9 protein-coding genes are annotated in these 11,421 nt (G+C 71.2%); 5 read left to right on the forward strand and 4 right to left on the reverse strand.

Annotated features, from left to right (window positions below; all coding sequences use genetic code 11):
- Positions 1-19: 19 nt before the first annotated feature.
- Positions 20-1,546, reverse strand: coding sequence for an alpha-N-arabinofuranosidase (locus ABD208_RS18875; RefSeq protein ID WP_344106008.1), 1,527 nt, complete (start codon positions 1,544-1,546; stop codon positions 20-22).
- A 79-nt stretch (positions 1,547-1,625) separates the two neighbouring features.
- Positions 1,626-2,630 carry a LacI family DNA-binding transcriptional regulator gene (locus ABD208_RS18880; protein WP_344106010.1) on the reverse strand — a complete coding sequence of 335 codons (1,005 nt, stop codon included), beginning with the start codon at positions 2,628-2,630 and terminating at the stop codon, positions 1,626-1,628.
- A gap of 205 nt (positions 2,631-2,835) precedes the next feature.
- On the opposite strand from ABD208_RS18880, the gene ABD208_RS18885 reads away from it, so the two are divergent.
- The 4 genes from ABD208_RS18885 (at position 2,836) to ABD208_RS18900 (ending at position 7,339) form a co-directional block, all read left to right on the forward strand.
- Complete coding sequence (locus ABD208_RS18885) at positions 2,836-4,551, forward strand: extracellular solute-binding protein (protein ID WP_344106012.1); 1,716 nt, start codon at positions 2,836-2,838, stop codon at positions 4,549-4,551.
- 102 nt (positions 4,552-4,653) lie between these two features.
- Positions 4,654-5,706 (forward strand): ABC transporter permease, encoded by a 1,053-nt coding sequence (locus ABD208_RS18890; protein ID WP_344106014.1) that lies wholly within the window; start codon positions 4,654-4,656, stop codon positions 5,704-5,706.
- Between the two features lie 9 nt (positions 5,707-5,715).
- Entirely contained in the window at positions 5,716-6,678 is a 963-nt protein-coding gene (locus ABD208_RS18895; RefSeq protein ID WP_344106016.1) for a carbohydrate ABC transporter permease, read from the forward strand.
- A gap of 103 nt (positions 6,679-6,781) precedes the next feature.
- Entirely contained in the window at positions 6,782-7,339 is a 558-nt protein-coding gene (locus ABD208_RS18900; RefSeq protein ID WP_344106019.1) for a DUF624 domain-containing protein, read from the forward strand.
- A gap of 73 nt (positions 7,340-7,412) precedes the next feature.
- On the opposite strand, the gene ABD208_RS18905 is transcribed toward ABD208_RS18900, so the two are convergent.
- Together ABD208_RS18905 and ABD208_RS18910 are read right to left on the reverse strand one after the other, a co-directional pair.
- Positions 7,413-8,411 (reverse strand): alpha/beta hydrolase fold domain-containing protein, encoded by a 999-nt coding sequence (locus ABD208_RS18905; protein WP_344106021.1) that lies wholly within the window; start codon positions 8,409-8,411, stop codon positions 7,413-7,415.
- Positions 8,408-10,090 (reverse strand): GH39 family glycosyl hydrolase, encoded by a 1,683-nt coding sequence (locus ABD208_RS18910; RefSeq protein ID WP_344106024.1) that lies wholly within the window; start codon positions 10,088-10,090, stop codon positions 8,408-8,410. The genes ABD208_RS18905 and ABD208_RS18910 overlap by 4 nt, the downstream gene beginning before the upstream one ends.
- 244 nt (positions 10,091-10,334) lie before the next feature.
- Here ABD208_RS18910 and ABD208_RS18915 point away from each other — a divergent pair.
- A partial coding sequence (locus ABD208_RS18915) for a serine/threonine-protein kinase (RefSeq protein WP_344106026.1) occupies positions 10,335-11,421 on the forward strand: 1,087 nt, incomplete at its 3' end.

Consider the following 11,421-nt stretch of genomic DNA (forward strand, 5'->3'; position numbering starts at 1 on the left):
CCCGGCCTCCGGCGTTCGCTCAGCTCAGGTCGAGCGACACCGTCACGTACGAGTGCGCGGGCAGGTCCACCTCGAGCCCGCGCTCGTGCGCGCGGACGCCGTCGTGCGCCCGCGGCGCGACCGCCGCCGGCGCGTCCGGCGTGTTGTGCGCGTTGGCGGTGCCGGCCGTCAGGACCCGCGCGGAGTGCCCGGCGACGCCGCGGCCGCGCAGGTCCAGCACCACCGTGCGGCCGGCCTCCGCGTCGAGGTTCGACAGGGAGATCAGCGCGGCGTCGTCCTTCACGGACGCCGACGCCGACACGAGCGGCAGCTGCGCCCCGGCGGTCTCGCGCACGGGGACGTCGCGCAGGTGCACGGCCAGCGAGGCGGCGTCCTGGTGGGCGGCGTTCATCGCGAACACGTGGTAGGTCGGCGTCAGCACCAGCGCGCCCGACTCCGGGTCCGTCAGGAGCATCGCCTGCAGCACGTTGACCGTCTGGGCGATGTTCGCCATCACCACGCGCCCGGCGTGCGCGTGGAACGCGTCGAAGTGCACGGACGCCACGAGCGCGTCGCGCAGGGTGTTCTGCTGGTACAGGAACCCGGGGTTGGTGCCCGGCTCCACGTTCCACCACGTGCCCCACTCGTCCACCACCAGGCCGACCTTGCCGTGCGGGTCGTAGCGGTCCATCACCGTGGAGTGCCGCGTCAGCAGCTCGTCCATGCGCCGCGCGGCGACCATCGTGGCGTACCACTCGTCGGTGCTGAACTCGGTGGCGCTGCCCTTGTCCGACCAGGTGCCGCTCATCGTGTAGTAGTGGATCGACAGGCCCTGGAACGGCCCGGGCTTCTCGCCCGGCTCGCGGCTCAGGTCGTCGAACGAGCGCATCAGCGTCTCGGTCCAGTGGTAGTCGTCCGCGTTGGCGCCCGCCGCGATCCGGTACAGGTCGTTGCCGCCGTGGTTGCGCGAGTAGGTCGCGTACTGCCGCGCGAGCGACGCGAACTGCTCCGCGCGCAGGTTGCCGCCGCAGCCCCACGCCTCGTTCCCGAGCCCCCAGAACGGCACCTTCCAGGGCTCGTCACGGCCGTTCGCGCGGCGCAGCGCGGCCATCGGCGAGTCGTCGCCGCGGGTCAGGTACTCGACCCAGTCGGACATCTCCTGCACGGTCCCGGAGCCCACGTTCCCCGACACGTACGGGTCCGCGCCCAGCAGCTCGCACAGGTCCATGAACTCGTGCGTGCCGAAGGAGTTGTCCTCCACGACGTCGCCCCAGTGGGAGTTGACCATGCGCGGGCGCTGGTCCCGCGGGCCGATCCCGTCGCGCCAGTGGTAGTCGTCCGCGAAGCAGCCGCCGGGCCAGCGCAGGTTCGGGATGCGCAGGTCCTTGAGGGCCTCGACGACGTCGGACCGGATGCCCCGGACGTTCGGCGTGGCCGAGTCCTCGCCGACCCAGAACCCGCCGTAGATGCACCGGCCCAGGTGCTCGGCGAAGTGGCCGTAGACATGGCGGCTGATGGTGGGGCCGGTCAGGTCGAGGTCGACGACGGCGGTGGTGATGGTGCTCAACGGGGTGCCTTCCTGCAGGGTGGGTGATCGTCCGGCGCCGGCGCGATCGTGGGACCTGGGGCGGAACGGGGGACGGGGCTCAGCGCGCGGCCCGGGTGGACCCGCGGACCACGAGCCGGACCGGCGCGACGAGGTGCTCGGCCGGGGCGCCGGCGTCGGCCATCCGGCGGTGCAGCAGGCGCACGGCCTCGCGGGCGACCCCCGGGTGGTTCGGGTCGACGGACGTGATCCCGGGCGGTACGAAGTTCGACACGTCGAGGTCGTCGAAGCCGGCCAGCTGGACGTCGTCGGGCACGCGCAGGCCGCTCGCGGCGAGCGCGGAGATCGCGCCCAGCGCGATGACGTCGGTGACCGCGAAGACGCCGTCGAACGGCAGGCCGGAGGCGATGACCTCGCCGAGCGCGTCGCGCGCGCCGGCCGAGGAGTAGTTGGCGACGGGCACCACGTAGCGGTCGTCCACGGGCAGGCCCGCCTCGCGGTGCGCCGTCTCCCAGCCCGCCCGCCGGTCGGTGGTCATCATGTGCGTGGTCTCCAGCGCGCCGCCCAGCACCAGGATCCGCCGGGAGCCGCCCGCGATCATGTGGGCCGTCGCCAGCCGGGCGCCCTCCTCGTTGGCGAGGCGCACGTGGTCGAACCGGCCGGGCACGTCGCGCTCCCCGAGGAGCACCACGGGCTTCGTGGTGCGCACGCGGTCGAGCTGCTCCGGTTCGAGCGCGGCGACCGAGAGCAGCACGCCGTCGTACAGGTGCAGGCGCGCGACCCCCAGCGACGCGATCTCCTGCTCCGGGCGCGCGGCCGTGCGCTCCAGCACCAGGTGCCGGCCCTCCGCCTCGACGAGGGGCGCGATCTCGTCGGCCACCTCGCCGAAGTAGTCGTGGAAGCTCGGTACCACGAGCGCCACCGTGTCGGTCCGCCCCGCGCGCAGGTGCCGGGCCGTGAGGTTCACCTCGAAGCCCAGCGCCTCGACCGCTGCCAGCACCCGGGCGCGCGTGGGCGCACCCACGGGGCGCCGTTCGCTCAGCACGTTCGAGACCGTCATCACCGAGACACCCGCCTCGCGGGCGACGTCGGACATCGTCACCATCGGCATCCTCCTGCGGGCATTCTGCCAGTTGCGCGGTCGGCGCGGAGCGCGCGACCAGGCAGTCGAAGAGCTGCCGAGGCCTCGACTATATCGTTATACGCAAGGGTTGACACGCTTCGAACGGCCCACTTACGCTCCGATGCCACGGCCCTCATCGATGGTTGAGGGGAAATCGTTTTCGTTTGACCTCAACGGAGAGGGAATCGTGAGAACCGCACGCAAGAACAAGAAGTGGTCAACACTGGTCCTGGCCGCAGTCGTGTCAGTGGGACTTGTCGGTTGCACCAGTCCATCCGAGGAGGTCGCTCCGGAGGATGTCGTCATCCCCGAGGGCGACCTCGCGGACCAGTCGGGAACGCTGACCCCCAGCAACCCCACGACGCTCACGACGTGGATCACGTCCGCCCAGCAGGCCCCGGCCCCCGACAACAAGATCACCAAGCTGCTCGAGGAGCAGCTGGGCGTGACCCTGGAGTACGAGATCGTCGCTCCGGACAACGTCGACCAGAAGATCGGTGTCATGCTCGCGGGCGGCGAGTTCCCCGACCTCGTCGGCACCACCGACCTGAAGATGCGTCTCCTGGAGGGCGGCGCCCTGCTGCCCCTGGACGAGATGCTGGCCACCGGGGACTACCCCAACATCTCCACGCACGTCGAGGACGACATCAAGAAGATGAGCTACGCCGGCTCCGAGGTGGACCCGGGCCTGTACATCATCCCGAACTACAACCGCTTCTACGGCGAGGTCACGGGCGGCACCTACTACGGTCCCGCGTTCTGGATCCAGAAGCGCGTGCTCGAGGACGCCGGCTACCCGGACCTCGAGAACATGACGATCGAGCGCTACTTCGAGCTCATCGAGAACTTCAAGGAGAAGAACCCGGAGACCGACGGCGCCCCGACCGTCGGGTTCGAGCTCCTGGCGTCGACGGGCCGTGAGTGGGGCATGACCAACCCGCCGGCACTGCTGGCAGGCTCCCCGAACAACGGTGGTGTGATCGTCGACGAGGCCGGCACCGCGGAGATCTACGCCGACAAGGACATCGCGAAGGACTTCTACGAGGTCCTCAACGAGAAGTACGACGAGGGTCTCGTCGACCCCGAGTCCTTCACCCTGACGTTCGACCAGTACACCGCGAAGCTGGCCACCGGCGCCGTCCTCGGCATGCACGACCAGGGCTGGAACTTCGGGACCGCCACCGACTCGCTGCGGAGCGCCGGCAAGGACGAGTACACCTACGTGCCCCTCATGCCGGTCTACGAGGGCGCGGAGCCCTGGTACGCCGACCGCGACGTCATGAACACCAACCAGGGGTTCGGCATCTCCTACTCCAGCGAGCAGCCGGAGAAGGCCCTGAAGTTCATCGACCTCATGCTCAGCGAGCCCTGGCAGAAGACGCTCTCCTGGGGCATCGAGGGCGAGGACTACGAGGTCGGCGAGGACGGCCTCTTCTACCGGACGGACGAGCAGCGGACCAACTCCCGTGACCTCACCTGGCGCGCTTCCAACCGCCTCGAGGCGCTGCTCGACATGCTGCCCAAGCACCAGGGGCAGTTCTCCGACGGCAACGCCTTCGGCCCCGACGACCAGCCCATCGAGTTCTTCGAGACGCTGACCGACTACGACCGTGGCTTCATCGAGAAGTACGACAGGCAGACCTGGCGCCAGTTCGTGAACGAGCCGCCGGAGAACCCCAAGTACTACCCGGCGTGGAACATCGGGCTCGAGGCCGACGCCACCCAGGTCAACCAGCAGCTGACCGACGCCAACGTGCAGCACCTGCCCAAGGTCATCGCCGGTGACCCCGCCGATTTCGAGGCGAACTGGCAGAGCTACCTCGACGCCATCGGCAGCATCGACGTCAAGGTCTACGAGGACGCCATCAACGCCGGCATCCAGGACCGTCTGGCCAACTGGTAAGCAGTCCGCGAGCAATCGTGGTGGGGGCACGCGCCGGCGCGTGCCCCCATCACGGCTCGTTCTTTCTCACCACCCACTGCTTCTGACGACGAGGTTGGACAGATGACTGACGCCACGGTCGGCACCCTTGCCACCGCGACCGGGCTCGAACCGGATCCCGGACCCGCGGGCGGCTCGCGTGCCCCGAACCGCAGAGCGCGGAAGACCGCAGCGAAGGATCCCCGGCGCGCGATCACCTGGGACAGGGTCTGGGCGCAGCGAGCTCTGCTCGCGATGGCCGTCCCGCTGCTGCTGTACCAGATCCTGTTCAAGTACGTCCCGGCCTACGGCTGGGCGATCGCCTTCCAGGACTACAAGCCGGGGCGCGGCAGCGTCTGGACCCAGGAGTGGGTCGGCCTCGAGAACTTCGTCAACCTGTTCACCGGTGTCAACGGCGAACGGTTCGGCCGGGTCGTGGTCAACACGCTCGGACAGTCGATCCTGTCCCTGGTCGTCGGGACCCTCGGGGCCATCGTGCTGGCGCTGCTCCTGAACGAGGTCAAGAACCTGCCGTTCAAGCGGGTCATCCAGAACATCACCTACATGCCGCACTTCCTCAGCTGGGTGATCGTGGCGAGCCTGGCGTCGGTGGCGCTGTCGCTGCCCTCGTCCGGCGGGTTCATCAACCAGGCCCTCATGAGCCTGAACCTCGTCAGCGAACCGGTCCTGTTCCTGACCGAGCCGAACTACTTCTGGGGGATCGTCGCCGGGACCAACCTGTGGAAGGAACTGGGCTGGAACACGATCCTCTACCTGGCGGCGATCACCGCCATCGACCCGACCCTCTACGAGGCCGCCGAGGTCGACGGGGCGGGCCGCTACCGCAAGATGTTCAGCATCACGCTCCCGGGGATCATGCCCACGATCGTCGTGCTGCTCATCATCAACAGCGGCTGGATCCTTTCCACGAACTTCGAGCTGCCGTACTTCCTCGGCAACGGCCTGGTGTCCGAGAGCGCGGAGACCATCGACGTCTTCGTGCTGCGGTACGGCTACGAGCTGGGCAACTACAGCCTCGCCGTCGTGGCGGGCATCTTCAAGACCATCGTCGCCGTCATTCTGGTCGGCTCGGCGAACCTGGCGGCCAGGCGCCTCAACCAAGAGACGCTGGTCTAGGAGGACCTCATGTCAAGCACACTTGTCGCGAAGCCCCTGACGGGGCACGCACCGCGAGCCAGGTCGCGCCGCCGGCGGTGGACGGCCGAGCGGATCATCTTCACGACGCTCAACACGTCCTTCCTCGTGCTCCTCTCGGTGCTCATGGTCTACCCGCTGCTCAACACGCTCGCCGTCTCGTTCAACGACGGGATGGACGCGGTCCGTGGCGGGATCGGCATCTGGCCGCGGGTGTTCTCGCTGCAGAACTACGAGGTCGTGTTCAACATGAACACGATCTATCAGGCCTTTTTCATGAGTGTCCTGAAGACGGTCGTGGTGGTGGTGACGAACCTGTTCTTCACCTCGATGCTCGCCTACGCGCTCAGCCGCAACGAGTTCATCTTCCGCCGTCCGATCACCCTGATCTTCGTGCTGACGATGTACTTCGACGCCGGGCTGATCCCCAACTACCTGCTCATCAAGGACCTGGGGCTGCTGAACTCCTTCCACGCCTACTGGGTGCCGACGATCATCAGCGCCTTCAACCTGATCCTGCTGCGCACGTACATGAAGTCGATCCCCGAGGAGGTCATCGAGTCGGCGCGGATCGACGGCGCGGGCGAGTTCCGCACGTGGTGGCAGATCGTCATGCCGCTGTGCAAGCCCACGCTGGCCGTCATCGGCCTGTTCGTGGCCGTGGGCAGCTGGAACGCCTGGCTGGACACGCTGTTGTACAACTCGGGCGAGCAGTGGCTCTCCACCCTGCAGTACGAACTGCAGAAGCTGCTGTCGAGCTCGATGAACGCCGGCGTGAACTCCGGGGGCGTCGCGGGCAATGCCGCCACCGTGGCGGCGGGCGGGCAGGTCACGACCCCGATCGCGCTGCGGTCGGCGATCACCGTCGTGGCGGCCGTCCCCATCCTGTTCGTGTACCCGTTCCTGCAGAAGCACTTCGTGTCCGGTCTCATGATCGGCTCCGTGAAGGGCTGACGGCGTCAGGATCCGCGACCCTGCGCATCGAGAGGCAACGACCATCTTCCGTTTCAATCCCGCGTCGCGACTGTGGCGCATCCTGGACACACTCGGCTCCGTCGTGGTGATCAACCTGCTGTGGCTCGCGAGCCTTGCCCTGGTCGTGACGGCGGGAGCGGGAACGGCGGTCGCCTACGAGCTGTGCCGCCGGTACGTCCTGGGCAAGGACGCGGGCCTCTGGACCGTCGCCACGAAGGCCTGGCGGCAGAGCTGGAGGCAGGCGACCCTCATCGGGCTGCTGGCCGTGCCCGTCGCGGCGGTCGGCATCCTCACGGTCTCCTACCTGCCCACCCTCGGACCGGCCGAGGTCCTGGTGCCGCTCCTTGTCGTCGGGCTGTTCCTCGTCCTGCTGTTCTTCTGGTGCCTCCCCCTCTCGGCCCGCTTCACGAACCCCGTCTGGCGCCAGGTGCGCAACGGGTTCACGCTGGGGCTGACGACGCCGAGCCTGACGTTCCTGCTCGGGATCGCCGTGGCCCTCGGGGGTGTCGCCGTGTGGAACTTCATGCCGGCGGTGTTCGTGGTGCCCGGCCTGATCCTCCTGTGGTGGTGCTACCTGCTCGAGCGGTTCTTCGTCGCCCGGGAGTACGTGCGGCCCGAGCCCGCGGAGGCGGAGTCCTGACCTGAGGCAGGCGGTCCGCGCGTGCGGCCCGCCCGGTCACCGTCCGACGGCGTCCGGGCGGGCCTCGCCTCGTCTACCGGCCGATCAGGCGGTCGGCCAGTGCCTGCATCGTGGCCCGCGCCGCGGGCAGGCCGACGACGTCCAGGTGCCCGTGCGGGACGCCCGCGCACAGCCGTTCCTCGACCTCCACCCCGGCGGCGCGCAGCTGCCGGGCGAACTCCTCGCCGCTGGCGCGGAGCACGTCGAACTCGTCGTTCTCCAGGTAGGTCGGCGGGAACCCGGACAGGTCCTCCGCGAGCCCGGCGTAGGCGTACCGCGTGGGCGTGCCGTTGCCCAGGTAGGCGCGGTCGATGACGTCCCGCATGCCGGGCGGGAAGAGCAACGCGGGCGGGGTCGCCGCGACGGCATCCGCCAGCTCCGCGGACGGCTCCGGCAGCACGCCGTGCAGCACCGGGTAGACGAGAAACGCCTGCCACGGCGCCCGGCCCTCCTCCGCGAGGCGGAGCGTCACCCCGGCCGCGAGGCAGCCGCCGGCGCTCGCCCCGCCGATCGCGAGGCGGGCCGGGTCGATGCCCAGGCCCGCCGCGCCGTCCCGGACGGCCGCGAACGCGGCGAGGCAGTCGTCGTGCGGCACGGGGAAACGGATCCCGGCCGCGCCGGCCGTGCCGTCGCCCGGCTCGCCGCCGAACTCCGGCGGCAGGGTGCACAGCCGGTAGTCGACCGAGACGACGACGACCCCGCCGCGCCCGGCGACGCCACGCGCGGTCGCGTCCGCCTCGGCCATGTCGAGGTCGCCGAACAGGAACGCGCCGCCGTGCAGCCACACCAGGCCGGGGCGCCCGCCCGGCGGCGCCGGGGTCCGCGGCGTGTAGACGCGGACCGGGACCGGGCCGTGCGGCCCGGGCACCGCGCGGTCCGTGACGTCGAGGTCCCACTCCTCCGCGGGGCCCGCCGGCGCCTTCCACCGCGCCTCGAGGTCCGGCGGGATGTCGCCGTAGGCCGCCCGGCCCTCCACGAGGTGCCGGCGCGTCTCCAGCTCCGGGACGAACGGCCGGTGCACCGCCCCGCTCACGCCGTCGCCCCCGCGCCCGGCTGCTCGACCAGGGAGGCGACCGCCCACGGCGGCAGGTCGAGGTCGAGGTCCAGGACGCCCGAGTCCGGGACGACGAGCGTCTCGCGGTGCAGGGCGTCGGCGACGGCGCGCAGGTGCTCGGTCCGGGCGGGCGTGAGGTTGAGCGGCTCGCCCAGGGCGTGCCACGCCTCGGCGACGTTGCCGTGCTCCCAGTCGAGGCGCTCGAGCGTGAACGTGGTCCCGGGCGTCAGGCCCTCGATCGTGTGCCGCACCCGCCGGGCCGGTCCCTTCGCGGCCAGCTCACGCGTGGCGGCGTAGGTGTCGCGCGAGCCGATCGCCGTCGTCCCCATGTCCTCGGGGTAGTTGACGAAGAGCGCCGAGAGCGTGCCGTCGGCGCCCGACCGGGTGATCACGCCGTGCGGGGCGGACGCCACGACCCGGTCGCCCAGGCGGGCGAGGAACGCCATCGCGTGGAACGTGGGCTTGTGGATGCCCTGCTCGTTCACCAGGCCGAAGCCGCCGTGGAACGGGCCGGTCCCGGCGCCGCCCTCCTCGAACACGTCGGTGAAGGTCCAGTACGAGATCGAGTCGGCGAGCGCGGCGCCCCGGAGGAAGGCCCGCGCGATGTAGGTCGCGGCGAACACCGTGTCGTGCATCCGGTCGCGGCTCGACGGCGAGCTGGACCACTCGGTGATGTGCAGCTCCGCGTCCGGGAACGGGCTCGCGGCGATGATCTCGCGCATCACGGCCAGGTCATCGGCGGTGGCGTCGACGTGGCGCTGGATCGGGGTGCCCCGGCCCGCCGAGTCGAAGGCGTAGTCGGTGGGGTACAGGTGCGTGGACAGGAAGTCGAGCGGCAGGTCGCGGGCGGCGCACCACTCGATGAGCTCGTGGATCCACACGGGCTTCCAGGGCAGGGCGTCCGGGTCCGGGGCCTGGGCCGTGGCGGCCTCGGCCGCGCGATCCTCGGTCTCGCCCGCGTACCGGTCGTCGGGCACGAAGACGCTGGTGGACGGCCCGCCGACGAGCAGCCCGGCGTCGACGGCCTTGACCGCGCGCACCGTGGCCTCGTAGAGCTCGAAGTACTGGGTGCGGGTGCCGGTCCAGAAGTGCGGCACGAGGTTCGGCTCGTTCCACACCTCGAACCGCCAGCGGCGCACCTCCTCGATCCCGTACCGCTCGACCCAGTGCTCCACCGTGGCGGTCACCAGCCGCACCCACTGCGCCATGTCCTTCGGCGGGCTGCAGTGCGCCTTCCACCAGAACACCGTCTCGGTCTGCGTCGCCAGGGCGCGGGGCATGAAGCCGAGCTCGACGAACGGCCGGGCGCCGGTGGCCAGGATGGCGTCGAAGACCTTGTCGACGTAGCTGAACGTCAGGATCGGCTCGGCGAGCGGGGTCGTCGGGGCGAAACCGCCGCCACCGCCGTCGTCGGCCCGGTAGACGAACATGTCGTCGTGGAACAGGCCGTGGAAGCGGACCGAGCGCGCGCCGAGCACCTCCACGGCCTCGCGGAAGTGCGCCTGCCAGTCGGCGCGCAGCGCCTCGGCGGCGCGCCCCGCGCCGAGGCACTCGTTCCAGACGTGCCGCAGCTCGGCGTCGGCGGGCGGCTGCCCGTCGACGCGCAGGCCGGGCGAGGCCGCCCGCGGGGCGGCCGGTGGCGTGGGCTGAGGTGGCATCGAAGCACTCCTTCGGGCTGGATGTTCCGGGGCGGGATGCCCGGGGACCACGACGCGCGGCGCCGTCGCCGCACGGCTGTATAACGTTAAACCACGCCGCGCCGGAACGGCTACCGGCCCCCGGGCGGGCCGGCGGGACGCTCTGGGCGAGAAGGCACGAACCCGCTATAGTCGGAACGCGCCTGGGGGGGGGAGCCGCTGACCTGCCCTCGGGTCTCGTGTCTCTTCGATCCGAGGGTGAGCGTTGAAGCTTTCCGACGTCGCAGGCCGTGCGTCACGGCCGGAAGTCACGCCGCTGCTCGCGGGGGACCCGCGAGAGCTCGGCGGGTACCGGCTCCAGGGCCGCATCGGCCGCGGCGGGATGGGAACGGTGTACCTCGGCGCGACCCGCAGCGGACGCCTGCTGGCCGTGAAGGTCATCAGCCCGGAGGCGGCGGCCGAGGACAAGAACCGCGAGCGGTTCCGCCGCGAGGTGAAGGCCGCCGCCGAGATCCGCAGCCCGCGCACCGCCACGGTGATCGACTGGGACGTCGACGCCGCCACGCCCTGGCTGGCCTCGGAGTACCTGCCGTGGCCGAACCTGGCCGACGTCGTCCGCGAGAACGGCCCGCTGCCGGAGCCCGCGGTCCGCGAGCTCGCCCTCGGCCTGGCCGAGGCGCTGGCCGCGATCCACCGCGCGGGCCTGGTCCACCGGGACGTCAAGCCGTCCAACATCCTGATCGGCGAGGACGGCCCGCGGCTGATCGACCTCGGGATCGTCACGGACCCGGACGGGCCGACCCTGACGTACAGCCAGGAGGTCCTCGGGACGCCCCAGTACATGTCGCCCGAGCAGGCGCTGGGGCTGCCCGTGACGGCGGCGTCGGACATCTGGTCGCTCGGTGCGGTGGTGTACGCCGCGGCGACCGGCACGGCGCTCTTCGGCCGCGGGGCGCCGCCCGAGGTCACCTACCGCGTGGTCCACGCGCGGCCGCTGCTCGGCGCGCTGGCCGAAGGGCTGCGGCCGCTGGTCCGCGCGTGCGTCGCCAAGGACCCGGCCGACCGGCCGGAGCTGTCCCGGGTGGCGGAGCTGCTGCGAGCCGGGGACGGCGGCCGGGAACCCGGGCAGCGCGTGCGGTGGCCGTGGTCCGGCGGGGCCCGGCCGCTCCCGGGCGGGCGCCCGGGAGCGGACCGGCTCGCGGGTCCGCGCTCGGGCGCGGACCGGCAGGGAGGCGACGCGGAGGGCGCGCGGCGTCGGCGGCGACGCCTCCCGGGCCGCGCCGTCACCGTCGGCCTCGCGGTCGCGACCGCCGCCGCCGTGGCCGGCGCCGCGCTGGCCGCCTATCTGGCCT

This window comes from Myceligenerans crystallogenes, assembly GCF_039529775.1.
GTDB lineage: Bacteria > Actinomycetota > Actinomycetes > Actinomycetales > Cellulomonadaceae > Myceligenerans > Myceligenerans crystallogenes.

What these genes read in the sequence shown, in the direction of transcription:
- ABD208_RS18880 (WP_344106010.1), bottom strand. Translation starts at nt 2,630, where the DNA reads ATGGTGACGATGTCCGACGTCGCCCGCGAGGCGGGTGTCTCGGTGATG.
- ABD208_RS18890 (WP_344106014.1), top strand. Translation starts at nt 4,654, where the DNA reads ATGACTGACGCCACGGTCGGCACCCTTGCCACCGCGACCGGGCTCGAA.
- ABD208_RS18895 (WP_344106016.1), top strand. Translation starts at nt 5,716, where the DNA reads ATGTCAAGCACACTTGTCGCGAAGCCCCTGACGGGGCACGCACCGCGA.
- ABD208_RS18910 (WP_344106024.1), bottom strand. Translation starts at nt 10,090, where the DNA reads ATGCCACCTCAGCCCACGCCACCGGCCGCCCCGCGGGCGGCCTCGCCC.